This window comes from Stenotrophomonas sp. ESTM1D_MKCIP4_1 (assembly GCF_003086895.1).
Classification (GTDB): domain Bacteria; phylum Pseudomonadota; class Gammaproteobacteria; order Xanthomonadales; family Xanthomonadaceae; genus Stenotrophomonas.
Map to the genome: position 1 here is coordinate 2,968,466 of NZ_CP026004.1, position 24,683 is coordinate 2,993,148.

Annotated in this window: 19 protein-coding genes; 12 read left to right on the forward strand and 7 right to left on the reverse strand. The window is 64.0% G+C overall.

Annotated elements, in window-relative coordinates:
- Positions 1-44 precede the first annotated feature (44 nt).
- Together C1924_RS13650 and asd are read left to right on the forward strand one after the other, a co-directional pair.
- Positions 45-695, forward strand: coding sequence for an SCO family protein (locus tag C1924_RS13650; protein WP_108765788.1), 651 nt, complete (start codon positions 45-47; stop codon positions 693-695).
- On the forward strand, positions 692-1,534 hold the full coding sequence (asd, locus tag C1924_RS13655) for an archaetidylserine decarboxylase (protein ID WP_108765789.1): 843 nt from the start codon (positions 692-694) through the stop codon (positions 1,532-1,534). Before C1924_RS13650 ends, asd begins: the two co-directional genes overlap by 4 nt.
- Before the next feature lie 197 nt (positions 1,535-1,731).
- On the opposite strand, the gene C1924_RS13660 is transcribed toward asd, so the two are convergent.
- Entirely contained in the window at positions 1,732-2,079 is a 348-nt protein-coding gene (locus C1924_RS13660) for a ribonuclease E inhibitor RraB (protein ID WP_108765790.1), read from the reverse strand.
- 18 nt (positions 2,080-2,097) lie between these two features.
- Positions 2,098-3,705 (reverse strand): transglycosylase SLT domain-containing protein, encoded by a 1,608-nt coding sequence (locus C1924_RS13665; RefSeq protein ID WP_108765791.1) that lies wholly within the window; start codon positions 3,703-3,705, stop codon positions 2,098-2,100.
- Between the two features lie 123 nt (positions 3,706-3,828).
- Here C1924_RS13665 and C1924_RS13670 point away from each other — a divergent pair, with 123 nt between their 5' ends.
- Together C1924_RS13670 and greB are read left to right on the forward strand one after the other, a co-directional pair.
- Positions 3,829-5,334, forward strand: coding sequence for a helicase HerA-like domain-containing protein (locus C1924_RS13670; RefSeq protein WP_108765792.1), 1,506 nt, complete (start codon positions 3,829-3,831; stop codon positions 5,332-5,334).
- Between the two features lie 120 nt (positions 5,335-5,454).
- Positions 5,455-5,961 carry a transcription elongation factor GreB gene (greB, locus tag C1924_RS13675; RefSeq protein WP_108765793.1) on the forward strand — a complete coding sequence of 169 codons (507 nt, stop codon included), beginning with the start codon at positions 5,455-5,457 and terminating at the stop codon, positions 5,959-5,961.
- A gap of 114 nt (positions 5,962-6,075) precedes the next feature.
- Here greB and C1924_RS13680 read toward each other — a convergent pair whose 3' ends face one another.
- Together C1924_RS13680 and rimO are read right to left on the reverse strand one after the other, a co-directional pair.
- Complete coding sequence (locus tag C1924_RS13680; protein ID WP_108765794.1) at positions 6,076-6,912, reverse strand: DUF3025 domain-containing protein; 837 nt, start codon at positions 6,910-6,912, stop codon at positions 6,076-6,078.
- On the reverse strand, positions 6,909-8,270 hold the full coding sequence (rimO, locus tag C1924_RS13685; protein WP_108765795.1) for a 30S ribosomal protein S12 methylthiotransferase RimO: 1,362 nt from the start codon (positions 8,268-8,270) through the stop codon (positions 6,909-6,911). The genes C1924_RS13680 and rimO overlap by 4 nt, the downstream gene beginning before the upstream one ends.
- A gap of 492 nt (positions 8,271-8,762) precedes the next feature.
- Between rimO and C1924_RS13690 the strand changes: the two genes are divergently transcribed.
- Complete coding sequence (locus C1924_RS13690) at positions 8,763-9,518, forward strand: nucleotide-binding protein (RefSeq protein ID WP_216821543.1); 756 nt, start codon at positions 8,763-8,765, stop codon at positions 9,516-9,518.
- A gap of 92 nt (positions 9,519-9,610) precedes the next feature.
- Here C1924_RS13690 and C1924_RS20345 read toward each other — a convergent pair whose 3' ends face one another.
- The gene (locus C1924_RS20345) at positions 9,611-10,447 is read right to left on the reverse strand and encodes a hypothetical protein (RefSeq protein ID WP_159094806.1); all 837 of its coding nucleotides are present in this window, start codon (positions 10,445-10,447) and stop codon (positions 9,611-9,613) included.
- A 594-nt stretch (positions 10,448-11,041) separates the two neighbouring features.
- On the opposite strand from C1924_RS20345, the gene C1924_RS13705 reads away from it, so the two are divergent.
- From C1924_RS13705 to C1924_RS20425, 4 genes are all read left to right on the forward strand, one after another.
- Positions 11,042-11,716 carry a S24 family peptidase gene (locus C1924_RS13705; RefSeq protein WP_108765799.1) on the forward strand — a complete coding sequence of 225 codons (675 nt, stop codon included), beginning with the start codon at positions 11,042-11,044 and terminating at the stop codon, positions 11,714-11,716.
- 137 nt (positions 11,717-11,853) lie between these two features.
- Positions 11,854-12,525 (forward strand): dienelactone hydrolase family protein, encoded by a 672-nt coding sequence (locus C1924_RS13710; RefSeq protein WP_108765800.1) that lies wholly within the window; start codon positions 11,854-11,856, stop codon positions 12,523-12,525.
- Positions 12,522-12,944 carry an HIT family protein gene (locus tag C1924_RS13715; RefSeq protein ID WP_108765801.1) on the forward strand — a complete coding sequence of 141 codons (423 nt, stop codon included), beginning with the start codon at positions 12,522-12,524 and terminating at the stop codon, positions 12,942-12,944. The genes C1924_RS13710 and C1924_RS13715 overlap by 4 nt, the downstream gene beginning before the upstream one ends.
- A 15-nt stretch (positions 12,945-12,959) precedes the next feature.
- Positions 12,960-13,127: a DUF5668 domain-containing protein gene (locus C1924_RS20425; RefSeq protein WP_165835665.1), complete on the forward strand. Its 168-nt coding sequence runs from the start codon at positions 12,960-12,962 to the stop codon at positions 13,125-13,127.
- 65 nt (positions 13,128-13,192) lie between these two features.
- On the opposite strand, the gene dcd is transcribed toward C1924_RS20425, so the two are convergent.
- A complete protein-coding gene (dcd, locus tag C1924_RS13720; RefSeq protein WP_108750257.1) occupies positions 13,193-13,765 on the reverse strand; it encodes a dCTP deaminase in 573 nt (190 codons plus the stop codon).
- A 378-nt stretch (positions 13,766-14,143) separates the two neighbouring features.
- Between dcd and C1924_RS13725 the strand changes: the two genes are divergently transcribed.
- A complete protein-coding gene (locus C1924_RS13725) occupies positions 14,144-17,191 on the forward strand; it encodes a TonB-dependent receptor (protein WP_108765802.1) in 3,048 nt (1,015 codons plus the stop codon).
- A 77-nt stretch (positions 17,192-17,268) separates the two neighbouring features.
- Here C1924_RS13725 and apbC read toward each other — a convergent pair whose 3' ends face one another.
- Positions 17,269-18,123, reverse strand: coding sequence for an iron-sulfur cluster carrier protein ApbC (gene apbC / locus C1924_RS13730; RefSeq protein WP_108765803.1), 855 nt, complete (start codon positions 18,121-18,123; stop codon positions 17,269-17,271).
- A gap of 446 nt (positions 18,124-18,569) precedes the next feature.
- Here apbC and C1924_RS13735 point away from each other — a divergent pair, with 446 nt between their 5' ends.
- Both C1924_RS13735 and C1924_RS13740 read left to right on the forward strand, forming a co-directional pair.
- Positions 18,570-21,380, forward strand: a complete 2,811-nt coding sequence (locus C1924_RS13735; protein ID WP_108765804.1) for a TonB-dependent receptor — start codon at positions 18,570-18,572, stop codon at positions 21,378-21,380.
- 398 nt (positions 21,381-21,778) lie between these two features.
- Positions 21,779-24,631: a TonB-dependent receptor gene (locus tag C1924_RS13740; RefSeq protein ID WP_108765805.1), complete on the forward strand. Its 2,853-nt coding sequence runs from the start codon at positions 21,779-21,781 to the stop codon at positions 24,629-24,631.
- Positions 24,632-24,683: the final 52 nt, after the last annotated feature.

The following is a 24,683-nucleotide window of genomic DNA, read 5'->3' on the forward strand; positions in this document are numbered from 1 at the left end:
GGTCGCAGCCGGTATGATGGGGATTACTTCCTGCGGGGGCTCCCATGTTCAATCGCAACGTCGGCATCATCCTGCTGATCGCCCTGGCGGCGGGCCTTGGCCTGCTGGCCGCGCAGCAGGTGTTCGCGCCGAAGCCGCCGGCCAACCAGCCGGCCACCGAAGCGATCACCCTGTACCCGCACACCCGCGAACTGCCCGATTTCAACCTGGCCCAGTCCGATGGCACCCGGCTGATCCCCGGCGAACTGAAGGGCCACTGGACCCTGGTGTTCCTGGGTTTCACCTTCTGCCCGGACGTGTGCCCGACCACCCTGGCCGAACTGGCCGGCGCGCAGAACCAATGGGAAGCCCTGCCCGATACCCTGCGCCCGCGCGTGCTGTTCATTTCGGTGGACCCGGACCGGGACAACGCCATCCGCCTGGGCGAGTACGTGCATGGCTTCCACAAGGACACCCTGGCCGCGACCGCCGACATCCCTTCGCTGGAACGCTTCGCCACGTCGCTGGGCTTCGTGTTCCAGAAGGTGCCGGGCAAGCATTTCGATGAGAATCCCGAGGACTACACCGTCGAGCATTCGGCCAGCCTGGCCGTGCTCGACCCGCAGGGCCGGCTTGCCGGCCTGGTGCGGCCCCCGTTCAACGCGCCGGCCATTGCCCGCGACCTGCAGAAGCTGACCGAGAAATCCGCACCATGAACCTGACCACCGCCCTGACGTACGCCCTGCCCCACCGCCTGCTGTCCTCGATGGCGCGCTCGCTGGCGTACTCGGACGACCCGCGCGTGTCGCGCTGGCTGATCGATACGGTCACCCGCAAGTTCAACGTCAACCTGGACGAAGCGGCCAATCCGGACCCGCGCAGCTACCCGACCTTCAACCAGTTCTTCACCCGCGCCCTGAAGCCGGGCGCACGCGTGGCCGATGCCGATCCGCGCAGCCTGGTGATGCCGGCCGACGGCCGCGTCAGCCAGCTGGGGAAGATCGAGGCCGGGCGCATCTTCCAGGCCAAGGGCCAGTCCTTCACTGCCGCCGAACTGCTGGGCAGCGAGGAGGACGCCAAGCCGTACAACGACGGCCTGTACGCGACCGTGTATCTGTCGCCGCGCGACTACCACCGCGTGCACATGCCCTGGACCGGCATCCTGCGCGAGACGGTGCACGTGCCCGGCCGGCTGTTCAGTGTCGGCCCTGCGGCGGTGAACGGCGTGCCGCGCCTGTTCGCCCGCAACGAGCGGCTGGTCTGCCATTTCGACACCAGTTTCGGCCCGATGGTAAGCGTGATGGTCGGAGCGCTGCTGGTGTCCGGCGTGGAGACGGTGTGGAGCGGTGAAGAGATCCCGGCCTACGGCGACCGCATCACCCGCAAGGATTACCGTGGCCAGGGCATCGTGCTGGAGCGCTTCGCCGAGATGGCGCGCTTCAACTACGGCTCGACCGTGATCGTGCTGCTGCCGCCGGGCGTGGCCGAATTCGCCCCGCAGCTGGGCGCCGAAAGCCCGGTGCAGCTGGGCCAGGCGCTGGCGAAGCTGCGCTGACCTGGCGGAATCGATTCACCGCGATGCCGGCCAGCGGCCGGCACTAACGGGCCGGTCGATCCACGCCATGCGTGGATGGATTGAACGGGCCGGTAGATCCACGCCATGCGTGGATGTGAACAGGCCGGTAGATCCACGCCATGCGAGGATGGATTGAACGGGGTGCCGGCCAGCGGCCGGCACGACCGATACACGCGTTATTGCAGGGTCGGGGCCGGGCCGACGTCGACGCCGTCGTAGTCTTCCACGCCGGTCTGGCTGGCCAGCGCGGCCAGTTCCTGGTTGCGCAGGTCAAGCGAGGCTTCGTCGTGGGCCTCTACGCGCTCTACGTGCAGCACGTGGAACGGCGCGTCGCCCTCCTCGGGCTCCTGCTCGAACAGTTCCACCACCTCATACCCCTGGGCTTCCAGCGTGGTGGCCAGCACCTGCAGGCGGTCCGGGGTGGAATGCACGAAGTAATAGCCCCACAGCAGGGGCGCGGCGAGATCCCAATCGGTGTTCTCGCGCAGGGTGGCGAACAGTTCGCGGGTTGCTTCCAGGTCCATGGCTCTCTTCCGGTTCGGTTACTTGTCGCAGCCCTGCAGCTTCAGCACCTGGCCGGGGCGCAGGCTGTAGCTGGGGGCCTTCAGGCCGTTGGCGCGCGCCAGGGTCGGCACTTCGCACTGGAACTTCGCCGCAATGCGGCCCAGGGTGTCGCCCTTGCCGACCTTGTAGGTCTTGGCAGGCTTGGCCCTGGGCGCAGCCGGACGCGGCGCAGCCACCGGCGCGCTCGGTGCGGTCGGCACCGTGGTACTGGCGTTCGGGTCGGCCAGCGGCACTACGCCCCCCACCGCCACGCTGCCGGTGTAGCTGGTGGCGGTCGGGCGCACGATGGCCGCGTTCAGGTCGGCAGTGATGAGAGTGCGGGCCAGATCGGCGCGCGGACCGCTGACGCAGTTGCGCTGGTACAGGCCGGCAATGCGCGTGGTGGCATTGATCAGCGTGCCGGCCGGAATCCAGCCATCGGCTTCATAGCGCGGATTGAGGTTGCGCAGCGCGCGCATGTAGCCATCCCGCGTGCCGTGGCTGCCCAGGCAGATGGTCAGTTCGTAGATGGTGGTGGACTTGGCCAGGCGCAGGGTGGCCGGCTGCGCGCTGATCTTGGGGAACTCGACGCCGTACTGCTGCGGGTGCAGGAAGATCCACGCCGCCGCGATCACCATCGGCACGTAGTCCTTGGTTTCACCGGGGAACTGGTTGTAGACGCTGTCGGTCCAGAAGCTCTGCCCACCGCTCTGCCGGTACACGCGCGCGGCGCGGCCTTCGCCGCCGTTGTAGGCGGCCACCGACATTTCCACGTTGTTGTTCAATTCCCGCAGCCGCTCGTTGAGGTAGCTGGCACTGGCTTCGGCGGCACTGCGCGCGTCGAAGCGTGTGTCGAACCCGGTGCCGTCCGGGCCCAGGCCGAAGCGGCGGCCGGTGGCCGGCATGAACTGCATCAGGCCGGCCGCGCCGGCACGCGAAGAAGCATGCACGCGGCCGTTGGATTCCTTGGCCATGATGCCGAACAGCAGCGCCTCGGGCAGCCCGCGCTTTTCCCACTCGGGCCACATCACCGCGCGCAGGTTCTGGTAGTTCTCATAGCTGGTCAGCAGCGCCGGACGCATGTCGGTGAGCCAGCGGCGGATGCCCGCCTGCACGGCCGGGTTGTAATCGACCATGTTGTCGAAGGCGTGGCGCTTGTCGTTGAGCAGCGCCGCCGCGCGCGCGGCTTCGGGCACATCGGCGGTCAGCGGACCCACGTGGTCCGGGTCGGCTTCCAGGCGGTCACCGCCCTCGTCAGCGGCATCATCGCTGGCGGCCGCATCAGCATCGCGCTTGAGCAGGCGCTTGTAGGTGGCCAGCATGTTGCTCATCTGGCAGCCCTTCTGCTTCACGCATTCGCTGATGACATCTTCCATGTCTTCCAGCGCCGCATCGGCTTCGTTGCTGCCCTTGGGGTCGGCATTGGCGACCAGCAGCAAGGCATCGCTGTAGCGCTTCTCGGCGGTGGCCATGCGCTGCTGCAGCGCATCGACCTTTGCCTGGTCCCGGGCAGAGACCCGCTGCGCATGGGCGTCAGGCGCCAGGGATGCCAGGCCGGCAAGGGCCAGCAGCGGCCAACCACGTGAAATCAGGACAGGAACGGGCATTGGTGGCACTGTGTGCGAAACAGGCAGGCAGAGTAGCGGTGCCGCCAAGGTCCGGGCAACCCGGCCGTCGGCCCGTCACCGTCGGCGGTTAACATTGGGCGCATTCACCACAAGGGCTGGACCATGGATCCGATTCTGATCGGCAAAGGCATCACCGATGATGTGGCCGTCACCCTGCTGCCGAAACTCGGCAACCGCCATGGCCTGGTGGCCGGCGCCACCGGCACCGGCAAGACCGTGACCCTGATGACCCTGGCCGAAGGTTTCTCGCGGCTGGGCGTGCCGGTATTCCTGGCCGATGTGAAGGGGGATGTGTCCGGCCTGGCCGTGCCCGGTACCGGCGCCGATGCCCTGCTCCAGCGCGCCGCCGAAATCGGCGTGGCCGACTATGCGCCGGCCGCCAGCCCCACCGTGTTCTGGGACCTGTATGGCAAGCTCGGCCACCCGGTGCGCACCACCATCAGCGAGATGGGCCCGACCCTGCTGGCGCGCATCCTGGAATTGAACGACACCCAGGCCGGCGTGCTCGACATCGTGTTCAAGCTCGCCGATGACCGCGGCCTGCTGCTGCTGGACATGGATGACCTGCGCGCCCTGCTCGGCCTGGTGGCCGAAGAGCGCAAGGACATCTCCACCGAATACGGACTGGTCAGCGCGCAGTCGATCGCCGCGATCCAGCGTTCGGTGCTGCGCCTGGCCCAGGACGGCGGCGAAGGCTTCTTCGGCGAGCCCGCGCTGGAACTGGCCGACATCATGCGGGTGAACCATGACGGCCGCGGCGTGGTCGGCATCCTCGCCGCCGACCAGCTGGTGCTCAAGCCCAAGCTCTATTCCACGTTCCTGCTCTGGCTGCTGTCGGAACTGTTCGAGCAGCTGCCCGAGGTGGGCGACCTGGACAAGCCCAAGCTGGTCTTCATCTTTGACGAGGCCCACCTGCTGTTCGATGACGCGCCGGCCTCGCTGGTGCAGCGCATCGAGCAGGTAGTGCGGCTGATCCGTTCCAAGGGCGTGGGTGTGTATTTCTGCTCCCAGTTCCCCGACGACGTGCCGGGCAACATCCTCGGCCAGCTGGGCAACCGCGTGCAGCACGCGCTGCGCGCGTTCACCCCGCGCGACCAGAAAGCGGTGAAGACCGCCGCCGAGACCTTCGTCCCCAACCCCAAGCTGGACGTGGCCAAGGTGCTCAGCCAGCTGGGTACCGGCGAAGCGCTGGTATCCACGCTGCAGGACAAGGGCGTGCCGATGCCGGTGCAGCAGACGATGATCGCCCCGCCGCGCTGCCGGATGGGGCCGATCACAGAAGCCGAGCGCGCACAGGTGCGGGCCGGCAGCCCGGTCGGCACCCGCTACGACACGGCCGTGAACCGTGAGTCGGCCGCTGAACTGCTGGCCCAGCGCGCGCAGAAGGCAGCCGAGAAGGCCGACGCCCCGCCCGCCCGCAGCCGCGCCCAGGATGAAGCGCAGGAAGGCGGTTTCGGCCAATCGATCAAGGATGCGATCTTCGGCACCAAGCGCCACCAGGGCATGATTGAAACCATGGCCAAGCAGACCACGCGCACGGTGGGCACCAAGCTGGGCAACCAGATCGTGCGCGGCATCCTCGGCGGCATTTTCGGCGGCAAGCGCTGATCTGTTCCTGCTGGGGTCAGAGCCCTTTCCACTGGAAAGGGATCTGACCCCGGGGTCGGATCCCTCCCGCCCGGGAGGGCTCTGACCCCCACTCCTTTTCCTGAAAAGAATCCGTACCGCATGTCCCGCTGGCGTCCCCCCGCAGAAAAAAGCACCGCCCTGATCACGGCCGCCGGCCACGCCCGGCTGAAAGCCGAACTGGATGACCTGTGGCGCGTGCGCCGCCCGGATGTGGTGAAGGCGCTGGCCGCCGCCGCTGCCGAGGGCGACCGCTCGGAAAATGCCGAGTACACCTACCGCAAGAAGCAGCTGGGCGAGATCGACCGCCGCGTGCGCTACCTGACCAAGCGCCTGGAATCGCTGCGCGTGGTCGACACCACGCCGACCGATCCACAGGCGGTGTTCTTCGGGGCGTGGGTGGAGCTGGAGAACGTGGACAGTGGCGAAACCAGCCGCTATCGCATCGTGGGCCCGGACGAGACCGATGCCGGGCTGGGCTGGATCAGCATCGATTCGCCGCTGGCGCGGGCGCTGCTGAAGAAGCGCATGGATGACGAGTTCGCCGTGGAGCTGCCCGGTGGGCAGTTCACGTTTGCGGTGATCGGCGTGGAATACGCAGCGCCGTAACGTCGACGGTCGGTCAACTGCGCCGCTGTTGGTAGAGTCGACTGTTAGTCGACTATCGCGCGCAGCGCGGGATCTTCACGGGCTGCAGGAAGAGCAGTCGACTAACAGTCGACTCTACCGAAGCAGAGGCAGCGGCGGCGGGTACTGGCGGCCGGCGCGCAACGGACGGAAATACTCCGCGTTGCTGTAGAAGGCGGCATCCTGCCTGTCATGCCAGCCGGGAATGCCCGCCAGCGGCAGCGGACGCAGCTGCAAGGGGTCGCTCAGCACCGTGCCCGCGTCGATGGCGCGCACCACGGTCTCCAGGCATCCTGCCTCATCATCGCCCTGCACCACGACGCACTTGCCGACCAGCAGTCGCCCCGGCAGCAGCGCCTGCTCCATCAGCGCGTGACCAAACACCGCCACGATGCCGATGCCACCGCCCTGCCACGGCGCCGGATCGAACAGCGCGCGCCAGTCATGCGCGTCCCACGTGGAAAGCAGTGCGTTGTCCCGTACCCGCACGACCACGCCGGTTTCGTCGAACTGGGTCAGCGCGGCCTGCGCGCGGTTGCGCTGGCCAGGCGCCATGGCGGCGACATGCCGGCACTGCTGTGCATTGAGTGCGCGCTTGATCGGCCACTGGGTGGCCCAGACCAGCGCATTGAACAGATCGTGCCAGTTGTCGGCGCGGGTCGCGATGCGCCCCTGGGCGATGCGGGTTTCATAGTGCAGGCCATCGGCCAACAAGGCCGCATTCTGTTCCACCAGCCGCGCACCCGGCAGCGCCAGGCGGTCATCCAATGCGTCGACGGCCGGCCACTCGGGGCCGGCCAGCAGATCGGCGAAACCGCGCACGCCGGCAAACAGTGGATGGTGGAACACCCGCGCATCGACCGCCGCACGCAGCGGCGGGATGAAGCGACGAGGGCCGCCTGCGTCGCCGCCGGCGGCCGTCGCTGCGGTCACAGCACCTTGAGGTCGAACGCCGGGCGGGCAGCACTGGGCAGCGCGTCACCGTACAGGTCGTGCTCGTCGCTCTCGGTGATCTCCACGTTGACGAACTCGCCCACGCGCAGGGGCACCTGGTCGGCGTTCTGGATGTGTACCAGGCCGTCGATTTCCGGGGCATCGGCCTTGGAACGGGCCACGGCGATATCGCCTTCGATGGCATCGACCAGGCACTGCTGTACGGTGCCGATCTTGGCTTCCAGGCGTGCAGCGGAAATCTGCGCCTGCTTTTCCATGAAGCGCGCCAGACGCTCCTGCTTCACTTCTTCCGGCACCGCGTCCGGCAGGTCGTTGGCGGTGGCGCCTTCAACCGGCGAATAGGCGAAGGCGCCCACGCGGTCCAGCTGCGCTTCGTCCAGGAAGGAGAGCAGCTCTTCAAACTCGGCCTCGGTCTCGCCCGGGAAGCCGACGATGAAGGTCGACCGCACGGTGATGTCCGGGGCGATGCGGCGCCAGTTCTGCACACGCTCGAGGGTCTTCTCGACCGCGCCGGGGCGCTTCATCAGGCGCAGGATGCGCGGGCTGGCGTGCTGGAACGGAATGTCCAGGTACGGCAGGATGCGGTTTTCCGCCATCAGCGGCACCACCTCGTCCACGTGCGGGTACGGGTAGACGTAGTGCATGCGCACCCAGGCGTCGAGTTCTGACAAGCCTTCGCACAGCGCCTTCAGGCGCGTCTGGTAGGCCTTGTTGCGCCACATCTTCTCGGCGTACTTCACATCCACGCCGTAGGCCGAGGTGTCCTGCGAAACCACCAGCAGCTCACGCACGCCGCCACGGACCAGGCGCTCGGCTTCGCGCAGCACCTCATCCACCGGGCGCGAAACCAGCTTGCCGCGCATCGAGGGGATGATGCAGAAGCTGCACTTGTGGTTGCAGCCCTCGGAAATCTTCAGGTAGGCATAGTGGCGCGGGGTCAGCTTGATGCCGTAGTCCGGCACCAGGTCCACGAACGGATCGTGCTTGGGCGGCAGCGCTTCGTGCACCGCCTCCATCACGCTCTGGTAGTCCTGCGGGCCGGACACCGCCAGCACGTTCGGATAAGCCTCGCGGATCTGCTCCGGGCGCTTGCCCAGGCAGCCGGTGACGATGACCTTGCCGTTCTGGTTCATCGCCTCGCCGATCGCATCCAGCGATTCGGTCACCGCCGAATCGATGAAGCCGCAGGTGTTGACCACCACCACGTCGGCCGAATCGTAGGACGGGACGATGTCATACCCTTCCGAGCGGAGCTGGGTCAGGATGCGCTCGGAATCGACAAGGGCCTTCGGGCAGCCAAGGCTGACGAAGCCGACTTTGGGGTTCAGCTGGGACATGGAAATCGCGGGACTCTGGGGGCCTGGGCCCCTGCCGGCATGGCAGGGGGTCCTGGGGGCCGGGGCCTGAAAGGGCGCCAGTATAGCGGGGTTGGTGGCCGGGCTCTGAATGGCCAGCCGCCTGATCGGCGACAGCCACTGACAAAGGGCTACCCGCGCAGGGCCGATAATGAACGCTTGGACCAATTTGAGGGAGTTCCCGCTGCTGTCGCGAAGCGCAGACCCGCTTTGCTGGCGATCATTGACGAAGTGAACGTAGTCGGAGCCGGGGGCCGGCAATCGCCCAAGCGGTTAAGGATGCCAGCGTTGAAGCCTCTTGGAACCACCTGCAGGCGCACGAACATCATCGAGCTCCCCGCACAACGGCGGAACAGCGTCAGCCTCAGAACTCTGCCACTGCAGCTCTCAACACGCGTCTGGGGAATGATGGGGAAGCCCCCGGACCGAACTCCTTCGGCTAGACTCCCGACCACTCATCATCTGGGAGTGGGCATGGAAGATATCGGAGTAGCTATGGCTCAGTTGGCCGGGATAAGAAAAGCCGTGGAGGGCGCTATCGGAACCGGAAATTACCGAATTCCCGCAAGCGAAGTCATGTCATTGTTCATTCGCGCCAACAAGCAGCTTTCTATAATCCGCGCTTCGTACCCGGACCTGTTCGGAGACATACCTGATGTCCCGACGGCACCTGCTGCTTTTGATTTCCAATCAATGCCGACTGGCGAATTCCACAAAGGGCAACTCCAGCATCTTGCTCGCACAATCGACGAAGTATTCGAGATCCGTGCTAGCAGCGCTCTCACCATGCCACCTGCGCCTCACAAGCCAGCTCCCCACCGCGTTTTCATCAGTCACGGCCGCGCTCAAGATTGGAGAGCGGTTCAAGCCTATGTCGAGAAGGACTTAGGCCTGCTGACCATGGAGCTCGCGCAAGAGGCAAGTGCCGGCAGGACGATCATTGAGAAGCTCGAGAGCGGTGCAGAGCAGTGCGATAGCGCTGTGATTGTAATGACTGGTGACGACGCAGACGCGGAAGGCCAGGCTCGTGCTCGCGAGAATGTGATCCATGAGATAGGCTATTTTCATGGACGATACGGCAGATCGAAGGTAATTCTCCTTCACGAGGATGGCGTCAGCGTGCCTTCAAACCTGAGCGGCATCGTCTACGTGCCCTTTCCTAAGGGCCTCATTGCCGCTGCTGAAAGCACCCTCGCTCGCGAGCTACACGCGATCTACGGCGGCCCCTAGCACAGCGCAGGAAATGCAAGGTGGGAGGCAGCGCGCTGGGCTCCCACTCGCAGGATGTGACGACCAGCGCAGAGCTAGGCTGATGCCAGCCTTCAATCCCATAGTACGAGCCCCCTTGCCCCGATTAGTCGTGGCGAGCAGTTGTCCACGTCAACACCGTTTATCTCGACAACCTTGATTGGCGAGAGTATTTCTCCTGTCTTTGGATTAAAGCTCTTTAGAAGCAAGCTATCCCCGTGAACGTCGGCTACGAATCGGTCGGCCACACAAATACGGCCCTCATAACTCCGCTCTACCCTGTAGCCTAACCCGGCAAAAACAATGGCAGTCCAAATTAGCAATGCAACGACCCCCATTGACTTCCACGGCACTAATGATGCCAGCAGGGCGCCCACGGATTCAGCTGACGAGCGGTGTGCTTCAGGAATTCGAAGCTCGACGTTGGGATTCTCGATCACCCCAGTATCTTGCTCCGGCTCTACCTTGATCTTACTGCGCTCAATTTTCCGTCGGACAGTGTCGATGCTTGCGCTCGCGGCATAGCTAGCGACTACACCACTGAGTACCGATAAGAAGTCTCCAAAGAAAGTGCCCGACTTGGTACTGGCAGGTAGTGGGGGCACCTCTTGCAGCCAGAGCGCCATTGGCAGGGTCGCAAAAACGGACAGTGCCAAGAAGGCGGCGAACAGTCTCTGATAGCGCCCACCGGTCGCACTGTACTTCCACATCCACAAGGTCAGCCCCACCAAAGTGACTGCCAGAGCGCCAATTACTGCACCGCCAGCCAAAAGGCGATTCACCGATAGATCAATGAATTCCGGCGCAACCTTGAGAAAATAATATCGGCCTCGCTCGTACGCATAGACGCCGAGAAAGACGACGGCGGGCCCTATTGCGAGGACGTATGCATCCCTTCTATATAGATCCAAGCTTTTTAACCCCTGTTCGCAGAACAGCGACTCTACACACCAAACAGTGATTTCAGAAGGTCACGTACCGGAGTTCAAAGTATATTTGGGACAACCTTCGGGCAGCCAAGGCTAACAACGCCGACTTTGGGGTTCAGCTGGGACATGGAAATCGCGGGACTCTGGGGCTTGGGCCCCTGCCGGCATGGTAGGGGGTCCTTGGGGGCCGGGGCCTGAAAGGGCGCCAGTATAGTGGGGTTGGTGCGCCACCTCTGAACGACGCAGGTGCCGATTCGCTGCCCCGTCGGCACCCTATCGCCTGAGCGTGTACCACCCGTCGTCCGGCGGTATCGAATGACCGTCACCACTGCCTTCTTCACGGAAGGCGTCCGGCCTCAACAATTGCAGAAACTGTCGCCTTGCGGCCGGTATGCCATTCAAGCGCCACTGGCTAACGGACGCAGGTCTGACCTCGCACAGGCGGGCGACGCTGCCGGTCCCTCCCAAGCGATCAATGATTGTGGAAGCACTAGGGTTGTCCATAGATCAAAATTAGATACATCTAATTTTAGAGTCAATAGCCACATCTAACTGCTTTGGAATTAGTCTTTCCTAATGAGCACTCTTTCTGAACGTTTGACGCTGGCACTGGAACACGCAAAGACCACCCAGGCCCAACTGGCTCGCGATGTGGGCGTTACCGCACCGAGTGTCCATAACTGGTTCAGTGGAAAGGCAAAATTCCTGCGGGGCGCGAATCTGCTGGCGGCGGCCAGGACGTTGGGAGTCAACGAGTCCTGGCTGGCCACGGGTAGCGGCGCCATGCTTCCAGCAGCCTCCATTCCAGGCAGCAAACCCGCGGATCAGGCAATCGCGGCGTCTCCTGGATACGTTCGCTTCACTCTTCTGGACGCGGCGACAAGCGCCACTTACGACACACCCGAGGTCATGAGAACGGTCGAGGTGGCTGAGTGGGAGGTGCGAAGGAAGTTGGGCTTCCTGCCGCAGCCCGAACGAATCAAGATCATCACCGGTCGAGGGCCCTCGATGCGGCCCAAGCTCGAAGACGGTGACGTTGTGTGGATCGACACCAGCTGCGATCGCTTCGACGGCGATGATTACTACCTCATCACCGTGAGCGGTGAAACGCAGGTCAAGATGCTGCAGAAGCGCGGCGATGGCCTGCACGTTGTAAGCGCCAATGCAGAATTCCCTGCCTACCGGCCAGAGCCCGGCGATGTCAGCATCCTTGGCAAGGCGCTGATCCATGCAGGCCTGCGGAAGTTCTAGCCAACACAGCCTTTCAGCACGTGATGCCTGCCCGGCTCTGAATGGCCAGCCGCCCGATCCCGCACAGCCGCCGACACGCCGCTAACCCGGCCAGCGTCGACAATGCAGGTCCATCCCCTGCAACGAGGTACCCGACGATGTCCGAATGGATCACCCTGGATACGCATCATGGCCCGGTCCGCGCCTGGCAGGTCCTGCCCGAGGGCAAGCCGCGCGCCGCCCTGGTGGTCGTGCAGGAAATCTTCGGGGTCAACGCGCACATCCGCGGGGTGGCCGAACGCTTTGCGGCAGAGGGCTATGCGGTGCTGGCGCCGTCGTTCTTCGACCTGGTAGACGGCCCCGAGGCCGACCCCGATGCCCTGCCCTACAGCCCGGAAGGGGTGAAGGACGGCTTGGAGCGGGTGAACACGCTGGGCATGGAGAATGCGCTGGAAGTGGTGCGCGCTGCCGCGACGCGCCTGACCCCCTACGGCAAGGTCGGCACGGTCGGCTACTGCTGGGGCGGCAGCGTGGCCCTGCTGGCGGCGATGCGCCTGGGCCTGCCCTCGGTGAGCTACTACGGCGGCCGCAACGTGAACTATCTGGACGAAACCCCGAAGGCGCCGGTCATCTTCCACTTCGGCGCCCAGGACAAGAGCATCCCGCCGGAGGCCGTGCAGGCCCACCGCGAGAAGCTGCCGCAGATGGCCACCTACGTCTATCCGGCCGACCACGCCTTCAACCGGGAGGTCGGACATGCGTATGATCCAGACAGCGCCGCCCTGGCGCTGCAACGCACCCTGGACTTCTTCACGGAGCATCTTGGATGAGCGATTTTGAACTGGATTCCCGCCTGGCCACCGACAGCGTGCTGGTGGCTGAAGGACCGTTGTCGCAAGTGCGGTTGATGAACGACGAACGATTCCCCTGGCTGGTGCTGGTGCCACGTCTGGCCGGCATCACCGAGTGGATCGAGCTGGACGGCGAGCAGCAGGACAAGCTGCGCACCGAACTCAACCGTGCCTGCAAGGCCCTGCATGGCACGGACGGTGTGGAAAAGATCAACATCGGCGCGCTGGGCAACATCGTGCGCCAGCTGCATTTCCACGTGATCGGCCGCCACGACGGCGATCCGGCGTGGCCCGGCCCCGTCTGGGGCAGCGGACCGGCGCACCGGTACGAACCGGCAGCACTGGACCAGCATGTCGCCTACTGGAAGGAACGGCTAGGATATCCGGCCCATCCCTGAGCCTTTGACGACCCGATGCGCTTCAATCTCGTCGCCGCCATCCTGCTGATCCTGATCGGCTTGTTCATGCTCGCCAGCAATCTGGGCTGGACGCACCTGAACCTGTCCAAGCTGTTCCTGACCTGGTGGCCGGTCGGCCTGGTCGGCGTCGGCATCGCGATGCTGTTCGGACGCGGCAAGTAAAAAAAGGCGGCGCAAGCGCCGCCTTTGTCCATGTGCAGCCGGGCATGGCCCGGCTCTGCAGCAACTCAGGTGCGCGGCAGGGTCACGCCCGTCTGGCCCTGGTACTTGCCGCCACGATCCTTGTACGACGTCTCGCAGACGTCATCGGCGGCCGCCTGGAAGAACAGCATCTGGGCCACGCCTTCGTTGGCGTAGATGCGCGCCGGCAGCGGCGTGGTGTTGCTGAATTCCAGGGTCACGTGGCCTTCCCACTCCGGTTCCAGCGGGGTCACGTTGACGATGATGCCGCAGCGCGCGTAGGTGCTCTTGCCCAGGCACACCACCAGGGTGTCGCGCGGAATGCGGAAGTATTCCACCGTGCGCGCCAGCGCGAAGCTGTTGGGCGGGATGATGCACTCATCACCGACGATGTCCACGAAGCTGCCCGGGTCGAAATGCTTGGGATCGACGATCGTGGAGTTGATGTTGGTGAACACCTTGAACTCGCGCGAGCAACGCACGTCGTAGCCATAGCTGGAAGTGCCGTAGCTGACGATGCGCTCGCCGTTGGCCTGCTTCACCTGCCCGGCCTCGAACGGCTCGATCATGCCGTGCTGCTCGGACATACGGCGGATCCAACGGTCACTCTTGATGCTCATGCTTTGTCCTGGTTGATCGGGAAATTCGGGAGGCCACCCGAGGCGGCGATTCTACAGCCCGCCTCTGCATGGCGGCCACGGCAGACGCGCGTCGCGAGCAGAATTTAACAAGTGATACTTATTTTCTCATATTTGTTCACTTAGCACGAACACACTGCGCTCGCCAGTGCCTCCAAGCAGCTCGTTACGTTTTATTACAAATTGAAATTTCAATTAATTTCAATGGCTTAAATGGTGATTTCGGAGTGTAGGCATGCTGCACTGCCGCAGGAATATTGCGCTAGCAAGACGTGCTCGTTACGTTTTCATTCAGCCTGAACAAGTAGTTCAGGTAGTTCAACGCGGTATCCCTCCCCCGCTCTCCAGCCAAGGAACACGATGACTGTGAATGACACACGGCGCAGCCTGAAGCGCACCGCCCTGGCGGTAATGCTCAGCGCACTGGCCGGCACCACCTACGCACAGAGCACCTCCGGCGACATCATCGGCAGCGCCACCTCGGCCGACAAGGTCCAGGTGAAAAGCCTGTCCTCCGGCGCCACCCGTGAAGTGAACGTCAGCGCCGATGGCCGCTTCCGCGTCTCGCAGCTGCCCACTGGCACCTACGAGGTCACCACGGTCAGCAACGGCACGCCCACCGCCACCACCCGCGTGACCGTGGTTGCCGGCCAGTCGTCAGTCACCACGTTTGCCAGCGCAGACGGCAGTGCAGCCACCTCGCTGGATACGGTGAACGTGCGCGCACTGGGCGCAGCCAACACCATCGACCTGGGCAGCGTTGAATCGCGCACCACGTTCACCGCCGACAAGCTCAACTCGCTGCCGGTGGCACGTGACATCACCAGCATTTCGCTGCTGACTCCCGGCACCGTCGCGGCCAGCGGCTACTTCGGGCCGGCCTCGTTCGGCGGCGCCTCGGCCGCTGAAAACAGCTACTACGTCAACGGTTTCAACGTCACCAACCTGTACGACAGCCTGTCGTTCTCCGAAGTGCCCTACCAGGCCATCGACCAGCTGGACGTGCAGACCGGCGGCTACGGTGCGCAGTACGGCTTCTCCACCGGCGGCGTGACCAGCGTCAACGTCAAGCGCGGCACCAACGAGTGGAAGGGCGGCTTCAGCTGGACCGGCGCGCCGGATTCGCTGCGCGAGAACGAGCCGGATACCCATTACAACGATGGCTCGATCTTCCGCTCCTACGACCGCAACAGCAGCAGTTCCAACGTCTACAGCGTGTGGGCCGGCGGCCCGCTGATCGAAGACAAGCTGTTCGTGTTCGCCATGGGCCAGTTCAGCAATTCCAAGACCGGCAGCTACAGCAACCGTGGTTCGCAGTACACCACCAACGGCCGGCCGCCCACCGCTGCGGCGCTGTCCACCACGGCCTACGACTACGAGTCCAAGACCCCGTACTGGCTGCTGAAGCTGGACTGGTACCTCAACGAAAGCAACCACCTGGAATACACCGGCTTCGACAACAGCCGCCGCTACAGCTACGACTACTACAACGCCGCCTATGACGACGCCAGCAGTGGCGGCGAGCCGGCCAAGACCAGCTACCTGGGTGAACTGGTCGGCAAGACCGGCGGCCAGACCGACGTGTTCAAGTGGACCAGCTACCTCACCGACAACCTGACCGCGTCGGTGCAGTACGGGCAGATGCGCAACCGCAGCTCGGAACACACCATCAGCCCCGATGGCGTGATGGGCACCTACAACGGTGACATCAACAGCCCGGAAGGCAGCTGCCCCTACGTGCTGGACTACCGTACCGAGACCGGCGGCACCGGCCGCCGCATCGGCTGCGCCGTGGCCAGCACGGTCGGCATCTTCGGCGGCAGCAACGAACGCAAGGGCACCCGCCTGGACTTCGACTGGCAGCTGGGCGACCACAAGATCGGCTTCGGTTACAGCGACGAAAAGTGGACCTCGGTGCAGGGCACGTCGTATTCCGGTGGCGCGCTGTGGTACCTGGAAGACGACTACGCCGAGCGGGTGAACTTCCGCAACGGCGGCTCGATCAAGATCAAGCAGCAGTCGTGGTACCTGCAGGACAACTGGCAGATCACCCCGAACTTCATGCTGTACGCGGGCATCCGCAACGATTCGTTCGACAACAAGAACTCCGACGGCATTTCCTTCGTCAAGCAGGACGATATCTGGCAGCCGCGCGCCGGCTTCTCGTGGGACATCCTCGGCGATGGCCGCAGCAAGCTGTTCGCTTCGGTCGGCCGCTACTCGCTGCCCATCGCGGCCAACGTCGCCCTGCGCGCCGCCAGCGCGTCCTACTACCTGGACGAGTACTTCACCTACAGCGGCGTCAATGCGAACGGTTCGCCGATCGTCACCGGCAGCTACGAAGACGGTGCGTATGACGCGGTGATCAATGGTGAGAGCGGTGCAACGCCGGATCCGCGTGCGGTGGCCTCGCGTGGCCTCAAGCCGTACACCCAGGATGAAGTGATCCTGGGCTACCAGCAGCAGATCAGTTCGTCGATCGATTTCCTGAACGACTGGACCGTGGGCATCAAGGCCACCTACCGCCGTATCAACAACGTGATCGATGACACCTGCGATTCGCGTTCGCTGTACAACGCCGCAGTGGCTGCGGGCTACGACCTGTCCAACTGGTCCGATCCGTGGACCGTGCCGGAAGGCCTGCCAGGCTGCTGGATCTACAACCCGGGCAGCGATCTGAGCGTCAGCCTGGACGTGGACGGCGATGGCACGGTGGACGACATCACGGTGCCGGGTGCGACCCTGGGCCCGAAGGCCAAGCGCAGCTACAAGGCGTTGACCCTCAGCGCGGACAAGCAGACCGACCGCTGGTACGCCAGCCTGTCGTACACCTGGTCCAAGCTGGAAGGCAACTACGAGGGCCTGGTCAAGAGCACCAACGGCCAGGACGACACCGGCACGACCTCGGACTTCGACTTCGCCGAGATCATGTACGGCGCCAACGGCTATCTGTTCAACGACCATCGCCACAGCTTCAAGCTGTACGGTGGCTTCAAGTTCACCGATGAGTGGTCGGTGGGCGTGAACGTGCTGGCCCAGTCCGGCGCGCCCAAGAGCTGCCTGGGCGGCGGCTGGGGCAGCTTCGACACCGAGTACGGCTACAACGGCGTCTTCCACACCTGCGAACAGGGTACCGACGAGATCGCCAAGGTCGGCAGCGCGGGCCGCACGCCGTGGCAGTTCACGGTCAGCCCGAACATCACCTACACGCCCAACTGGCTGGAAGGCCTGAGCATGCAGGTGTCGGTGCTCAACGCGTTCAACAACATCAAGCCGGTGCAGGTGTACGAAACCAAGTACGGTCGCCCGAGCTCGGCACCGACCATCCGCACCTACTACAACTACAACACCCCGAAGTACTTCAACGACCCGCGCTATGTGCGCTTCCAGGTGCAGTACGACTGGTAAGCCCCTGCCGCAGGCATTGCCCCTGGACCGCCGGCCTTGCGCCGGCGGTTCTTTTTTCTACGCGAAGGCGTGCAGGTTCAGAGCAGCGAGGACAGGATCTGGATCGATGCCCGCGGGCGCTTGCCCACTGCTTCCACCAGGCGCTCGGCGGCACGGCGGTAGGCCTGCCCGGCCGTCGATTCGGGCTGGACGGCGGTAATCGGGCTGCCGGCGTCGCCCTGTTCGCGGATGTCGATCTGCAGCGGCAGTGAGCCCAGCAGCGGCACGCCGTATTGCGCGGCCATGCGCTCGCCGCCGCCCTCACCGAAGAGATGTTCGACGTGGCCGCAGTTGCTGCAGGTGTGCACGGCCATGTTCTCGACGATGCCCAGCACCGGCACCTCCACCTTCTCGAACATCTTCAGCGCCTTCTTTGCATCCAGCGTGGCGATGTCCTGCGGCGTGGTGACGATGACCGCACCGGCCAGCGGGATCTTCTGCACCAGGGTAAGCTGGATGTCACCCGTGCCGGGCGGCAGGTCGATCAGCAGGTAGTCCAGGTCGTCCCACAGCGTGTCCTCGAACAGCTGGGTCAGCGCGGCGGTCGCGCGCGGCGCACGCATGATCAGCGGCGTCTCGTCTTCCACCAGGTAGCCGATGGACATGGTGTCCACGCCGAACGCGCGCATCGGTTCGATGCTCTTGTTGTCCGGGCTTTCCGGGCGGCCGGACAGGCCGAGCATGGCCGGCACGCTGGGGCCGTAGATATCGGCATCCAGCACGCCCACGCGGGCGCCGAGCTGCTGCAGGGCCACGGCCAGGTTCACCGACGTGGTGGACTTGCCCACGCCGCCTTTTCCCGATCCCACCGCGATCACGTTGCGGATGCGTGCGTGGGGCGACAGGCCCTTCTGCACCTGGCTGGCATGGGGACGACGGGCGGGGCTGTTCACTACGGACTCCGGAAACGGTTCATGGGGGCTGGCAACCTCCCATCATACAAGTTCGGCCGAATTCAGCCTCTTCTGCACCCGCAGCAGCACAGCCCATGCTGAACACCAGCTGCACGATAAAACCCTTCCAGCGCTTGATCCCCGAACCACGCGAGAGTTTCTGGCCGCATTCATGCGAGAAAAAAATGTCATTTTCAATTCAATAGTTACATACGCGTGAATTTATTATTAACTCCACTTGAATATAAACCGCCAGATTCGGCAAATATATGCGTATGTGATTGATTTTAATAGATGATTTCAAAGTTTTGGCGATGACTCCCTGACGGCCGATGTCAGCAGCGTTAATGCTGTGTTACGGTCGCCCGACAGCCCGGAAACTGAAGGCTGATTGAATGCCCCGGGAAAGGGGCGGCCCGTACTTACTTAATGGATGGGATATCGCAATGACTCGTCGTCGCACCAATGTCGTCCGCCACCCGCTCTCGCTCGCCCTGCTCGGCAGCCTGCTCGCCACCGCCCTCCCGGCCCTTGCCCAGGACAGCAAGGACGCCACCGACCTCGGTCGAGTGACCGTGACCGGCTCGCTCATCCCGCAGACGCAGGTTGAAAACCACACCCCGGTCCTGACCGTCACCGCCGAGGACATCCAGACGCGCGGCTTCACCAGCATCGCCGAAGTGCTGCAGCAGTCCTCGCTGACCACCGGCGGTCTGCAGGGCGGCCAGTCCTCTGCGGCCTTCACCCAGGGCGCCGAAGCGGCCGGCATGTTCGGCCTGGATCCGGGCTACACCAAATACCTGATCAACGGCCGCCCGATGCTGCAGTACCCGGCGCTGTACAACGGCAGCGACGCCTTCAACAACATCAGCGGCATCCCGATCGACATCGTCGAACGCATCGAGATCCTGCCGGGCGGCCAGTCGTCGCTGTATGGCTCCGATGCCATCGCCGGCGTGGTCAACATCATCCTGAAGGAACGCATGGATGGCGGCACGATCAACATCCGTGGCGGCGCCTACACCGAAGGCGGCGGCAACAATGTGCGGGTCAGCGTAGCCAAGGGCTTCAACAGCGCCGATGACCGCTTCAACGCGCTGTTCAACGTGCAGTACGAGAAGTCCAGCCCGATCTGGGGCTACCAGCGCGACCTGACCAAGGTGAACAACCCGGCCGGCTACAGCGCGCAGGTGCCGTCCAATGACTTCCTGGTCTACCTGCCCGACGAAAACAATGCCTTCATCATGATGGACCCGACCCGCTGCGCCAGCGTGGCCGGGCAGTTCGGTGGCACCACCGAACTGGGCGTGCGTGCCGCGGGCGAATCGTGCGGTTCCAAGTACAGCGCCGGCTACCGCACCATCAAGAACGGCAAGGAAAGCAGCCAGTTCTATTCGTCGCTCAGCTTCCAGGTGAACGATAACTTCGAGCTGTTCGCCGATGCGCTCTACAGCCTGGAGGAAATCAACTACGTCACCGGTGCCGGCTATACGTTCTGGAGCACGGGCCCGGGCTTCGGCTACATCTACGACCAGGACACCGACCAGTACATGAGCCTGCAGCGCGCGTTTTCCCCGGAAGACATCGGCGGCGCCGGCTACCGTGACATCCAGGAAACCAACCGCAACAAGGCCTACCAGATCACCCTGGGCGGCCGTGGCACGTTTGCGACCGACTGGGATTACAGCGCCAGCTTCAGCCGTGGCGAGTACAAGCTGACCGAACGCGGCTTCGCACGCTGGGCCGAGCCGATCGACAGCTGGTTCGAGCAGAACGTGTTCGGCCCGGTGCTCGGCCAGACCGATGATGGCTACAACATCTACAGCCCGAACTGGGGCGCGTTCTATTCGCAGCTGCCGGCAGGTGCGTTCCAGAGTTTCACCGGCTACACCTACAACCAGAGCCGCACCTGGCAGAACCTGGGCCGGGTGCAGCTGACCAACAGCGGCTTGTTCTCGCTGCCCGGCGGTGATGCCGGCCTGGGCATCGTGCTCGAAGGCGGCAGCGAAGGCTGGGACTACAGCCCGGATGCGCGCCTGCTCAATGGCGATGTCTGGGGCACCACCTCGGTGGCCGGCTCAGGCCATCGCAGCAACTACGCGGTGACCGGCGAACTGCGCCTGCCCCTGCTCGATTCGCTCACTGTCACCGGCTCTGGCCGCTACGACGCCTTCAAGATCGCCGACAACACCGTCGACAAGTCGACCTACAGCATCGGCGTCGAGTTCCGCCCGATCGAAAGCCTGCTGTTCCGCGGCAAGTACGGCACCGCGTTCCGCGCGCCTTCGCTGCCCGATGCCTTCCAGGGCGAAAGCGGCTTCTACACGGCGGCCACCGATTACTACCGCTGTGCGCAGCTGGGCTTCGAGCCGGCTGATACCGTGGGCTGCCCGTACGCAGGCCGTTCCACTTTCGGCGTGCAATCGGGCAACCCGGAACTGGAACCGATCACTGCCGATGTGTGGAACGCTGGCGTGGTGTGGGCACCGATGGCCAATCTGTCGCTGTCGGTGGACTACTACCGCTGGAAGATCGAGAACGAGGTCGACACGCTCAGTTCCGACCAGCTGCTGCGTGCCGAGTACTACTGCCGCAACAACCTGGACAACAACACCAACGCCACCTGCCAGAACGTGGCCGACTGGGTGACCCGTGATGCCTCGGGCAACCTCGAGCAGATCTATACCCCCAAGCTCAACGTCGCACGGCAGAACCTCAATGCCCTGACGGCCAGCTTCAAGTACGTGCAGGACATCGGCCGCTTCGGCTCGCTGCAGTTCGCCAGCAACTACACCAACATCCTCAAGCGCGAACTGCAGCCGCAGACCGGCGATGACTACCTGGATCTGCTGCGCGACCCGTATGCGATGTGGAACTACCAGGCCTTCGCCAAGGTGCGTGCCGATGGGTCGGTGGGCTGGGCCAAGAACCAGTGGACCACCACCCTCTACTACAACTACATCGGCAAGACCCCCAACTACATGGCCTACCTGGGCGAGGGCTACGACTACGTGCACTCTTCCGGCTACAAGGCCGGCAAGTGGGGTTCCTACACCACCTACAACCTCAGCGTGAGCTACCGCGCGCTGGACAACCTGACCCTGTCGCTGATGGTCAACAACGTGTTCAACAAGAACCCGTCCAGCCAGCGCCACAGCTTCGGCGGCAACATCGACGCGCCGTACAACGATTACCTCTACAACCCGTACGGCCGGGCCATCTATGCCCAGATGCAGTACAACTTCGGTGGCAGCTGACACCGCCGCCCCGCTCCAGGGTTGATGGGTTCTGGCCCCGCTTCGGCGGGGCCTTTTTTTTGCCCCGCCGGCCGGCCAGGCACAGGCAGCGACCCTCACAACATGAACTGTACGCTTAACAAAGAGCACTCCAGAGCCCCCTGAATACGTCGCAAACGGCCCGCAGCGCAGCAGATCCTTTCATTTGAAATCAAAGGTTTGGCGCAAAAGTCCATCCAAATCAGCACTTTGCCTACTTTGGCTTGATGACGGGAGCATGAACAGTTGACACGCCAAGTTAAGGCTGTGTTAACTTCGCTTCATCGGCTTGTGAAGCCGGTTTCAGAACGGGGCAACTGCCCTACAGGGACGACGGGCCAGCGCGCCTGTCGAGGTTCGATACACCAGGGGATCCATCCATGACCATCCGCAAGGCGCTCAGCCGCCACCCGCTGAGCTTCGCTCTGACGTCCGCCCTGCTGGCAGCCGTCGTTTCGCCCGCCTTTGCCCAGGAAGCCGGCAACGAAGCCGGCGGCAAGAACGCCACCAACCTGGACCGCGTCTCGGTCGTCGGCTCGCGCATCAAGCGCGCTGAAGTCGAAGGCCCGGCACCGGTCACCGTCATTTCGCGCGCCGACATCGACCGCGAAGGCTTCCAGTCGGTCGGCGACATGCTGCAGACCCTGACCCAGAACACCACGAGCTCGTTCACCGGCGATCTCGCCGTGACCGGCTTCACGCCCAACGCCCAGGTGGTCAACCTGCGCAACCTGGGCCCGGGCTACACGCTGACCCTGGTGAACGGCCGCCGCCCGGCGCAGTACCCGCAGCCGTACAACCGCGACAACAACGTGGTCAACATCAAGGCCATCCCGAGCTCGATCGTCGAGCGCGTTGAAGTCCTGACCGGTGGCGCCTCGGCCATCTACGGTTCGGACGCTGTCGCCGGCGTGATCAACATCGTGCTGCGCAAGAACTACGACGGCAACCAGCTGCGCCTGACCACCGGCACCACCGAAGAAGGCGGCGGCGACAACGTCAACGTCGAGTACACCGGCGGCAAGACCGGCGACCGCTGGAGCGCGACCTACGCCCTGCAGTACAGCGAGAACGAGCCGGTGTTCGCTTCGCAGCGCCACGCGCTGGCCGACACGCGCAACAATGCCGCCGGCGTTGCGGTGAACCCGTCGCTGTCCCTGGTTGCACTGAGCGCGGGCGGCCTGAACGGCCACGTGCGCAACCAGAACGCGCTGTACAACGCTGACGCCTGTGATGCGTTCGATTACACCACCGTGACCACCCCGGCCCGTGGCACCTACTGCGGCAGCTACACCCAGGTCGCAGCCCGTTCGATCTGGAACAAGAACCAGAACTTCAACGGCTACGGCTACGGCACCTTCGACGTGACCGACACCACCCAGCTGTTCGGCAGCGTCAACTTCTACAAGACCAAGGCCAAGGCCAGCGGCGGCATCGAGTTCTGGGGCACCTCGGGTGACCGCTTCACCTCCAACCCGAGCGGCGCCGCGACGGGCGTGTACTACGACTCGAACCTGCGCGACCTGATCCAGCTGCAGCGTACCTTCAACCCGTTTGAACTGGGTGGCAACGAAGCAGCCAGCACCCTGTACGACGAAAAGAGCTACGACATCACCTTCGGTGCGCAGGGCACCTTCGCCGACCGCTTCGACTGGGAAGCCAGCGTCAACTACGGCAAGTACGAGTACGAAGCCGATCGCCCGCGCCTGCTGGCCAAGGCCGTGCATGACTACTTCCTGGGCCCGCTGCAGGGCTACATCAGCAACTACCCGATCTACGCGCTGAACCAGGACCGCTGGAACACGCCGATCACCCCGGAGATCTACCAGAGCTTCGCCACCCGCGTGAAGAACGTTGCTGAGTCGACCTCGGCAACCGCCAACTTCAACGTCAGCGGCGATCTGTTCGAGCTGCCGGCCGGCCCGGTGGGCTTCGCAGCGGTGTTCGAGGGCATCCGCCAGACCACCGACCTGGTCAGCGACGTGCGTACCAACCAGCTGCGTCCGATCGACGACCAGACCATCTACAACCTGACCAGCTCGGGCGAAACCCACGGCGCGCGTAACCGCTATGCGGTCGGCACCGAGTTCCGCGTGCCGATCTTCAGCAACCTGTCGATGAACCTGGCGGGCCGCTGGGACAAGTACGACGACATCACCGCCGTCGACGATGCCAAGACCTTCAACGTCGGCCTGGAATACCGTCCGTTCAGCAACCTGCTGATCCGCGGTTCCTACGCCACCAGCTTCCGCGCACCGGACATGCAGCTGGTCTACGCCGAAGGCGCCGCTTCGTTCTCGACCATCCTGGACGAATACAGCTGCCGTTCCGGTACCGGTCTGGGCCAGGCCGCAGGTGCTCCGGGCCGTACCCGCGCACAGTGCAACGTGACCGGCGACGTGACCCTGTACCAGGCGCAGTCGCTGATCGCCGGCAACCCGAACCTGAAGGAAGAAGAAGGCAAGTCGTGGGGCGCCGGCTTCGTGTGGGACATCATGGATTCGATGTCCATGTCGGTGGACTACTACAAGATCCGCCTGGAAGATGCCTCCACCCAGCTCAGCTCCACCTACCTGCTGCAGAACGAAGCCAACTGCCGCCTGGGCGTGCGCCCGGATGGCACGCCGTTCGAGCAGGGCGCCGATTCGGCCTTCTGCCGCAACCTGACTGCACTGGTCACCCGTACCAGCGCACCGGGCACCACCCTGGACGGCCGCATCTCGCAGATCAACACCGCGTACATCAACGCGGCGCTGCTGGAAACCAGCGGTATCGATGCCACCTTCAAGTACAAGCTGGATACCGACCGCCTCGGCGACTTCGGCCTGGACCTGGGCTACTCGCTGGTGCTGACCAACAAGTACCAGGAAAACAGCGACGACGAGCTGATCGACTACCGCGACCTGCCGCTGTATGACTACAGCCAGCGCAGCCGCGTGCGCGGCAGCCTGAGCTGGGCCGGCGACGAATGGGGTGCCACCCTGTTCGGTACCCGCTACGGCTCGAACTGGAATGCCGCCTGGACCGAACGCCTGGCACCGTACATGCAGTACAACCTGCAGATCAGCAAGAAGTTCGGCCCGAACGTGCGTGCCGAGTTCACGGTGGTCAACCTGACCGACAACCAGTTCCGTCGCGATACCACCAACACGGCGTACCCGTACTTCAACAGCTTCATCGGCGCCGACCCGTTGGGCCGTCGCTACTACTTCAGCCTGTCCTACCGCTTCTGATGCGACAGGTTGTGTGACAAGCAGAGCCCGGCCTAGGCCGGGCTCTGTGTTT

What these genes read in the sequence shown, in the direction of transcription:
- C1924_RS13735 (WP_108765804.1), top strand. Translation starts at nt 18,570, where the DNA reads ATGACTCGTCGTCGCACCAATGTCGTCCGCCACCCGCTCTCGCTCGCC.
- C1924_RS13715 (WP_108765801.1), top strand. Translation starts at nt 12,522, where the DNA reads ATGAGCGATTTTGAACTGGATTCCCGCCTGGCCACCGACAGCGTGCTG.
- C1924_RS13710 (WP_108765800.1), top strand. Translation starts at nt 11,854, where the DNA reads ATGTCCGAATGGATCACCCTGGATACGCATCATGGCCCGGTCCGCGCC.
- C1924_RS13670 (WP_108765792.1), top strand. Translation starts at nt 3,829, where the DNA reads ATGGATCCGATTCTGATCGGCAAAGGCATCACCGATGATGTGGCCGTC.
- C1924_RS13740 (WP_108765805.1), top strand. Translation starts at nt 21,779, where the DNA reads ATGACCATCCGCAAGGCGCTCAGCCGCCACCCGCTGAGCTTCGCTCTG.
- asd (WP_108765789.1), top strand. Translation starts at nt 692, where the DNA reads ATGAACCTGACCACCGCCCTGACGTACGCCCTGCCCCACCGCCTGCTG.
- greB (WP_108765793.1), top strand. Translation starts at nt 5,455, where the DNA reads ATGTCCCGCTGGCGTCCCCCCGCAGAAAAAAGCACCGCCCTGATCACG.
- C1924_RS13660 (WP_108765790.1), bottom strand. Translation starts at nt 2,079, where the DNA reads ATGGACCTGGAAGCAACCCGCGAACTGTTCGCCACCCTGCGCGAGAAC.
- C1924_RS13690 (WP_216821543.1), top strand. Translation starts at nt 8,763, where the DNA reads ATGGAAGATATCGGAGTAGCTATGGCTCAGTTGGCCGGGATAAGAAAA.
- C1924_RS13705 (WP_108765799.1), top strand. Translation starts at nt 11,042, where the DNA reads ATGAGCACTCTTTCTGAACGTTTGACGCTGGCACTGGAACACGCAAAG.
- C1924_RS13725 (WP_108765802.1), top strand. Translation starts at nt 14,144, where the DNA reads ATGACTGTGAATGACACACGGCGCAGCCTGAAGCGCACCGCCCTGGCG.
- dcd (WP_108750257.1), bottom strand. Translation starts at nt 13,765, where the DNA reads ATGAGCATCAAGAGTGACCGTTGGATCCGCCGTATGTCCGAGCAGCAC.
- C1924_RS20425 (WP_165835665.1), top strand. Translation starts at nt 12,960, where the DNA reads ATGCGCTTCAATCTCGTCGCCGCCATCCTGCTGATCCTGATCGGCTTG.
- rimO (WP_108765795.1), bottom strand. Translation starts at nt 8,270, where the DNA reads ATGTCCCAGCTGAACCCCAAAGTCGGCTTCGTCAGCCTTGGCTGCCCG.
- C1924_RS13650 (WP_108765788.1), top strand. Translation starts at nt 45, where the DNA reads ATGTTCAATCGCAACGTCGGCATCATCCTGCTGATCGCCCTGGCGGCG.
- C1924_RS13665 (WP_108765791.1), bottom strand. Translation starts at nt 3,705, where the DNA reads ATGCCCGTTCCTGTCCTGATTTCACGTGGTTGGCCGCTGCTGGCCCTT.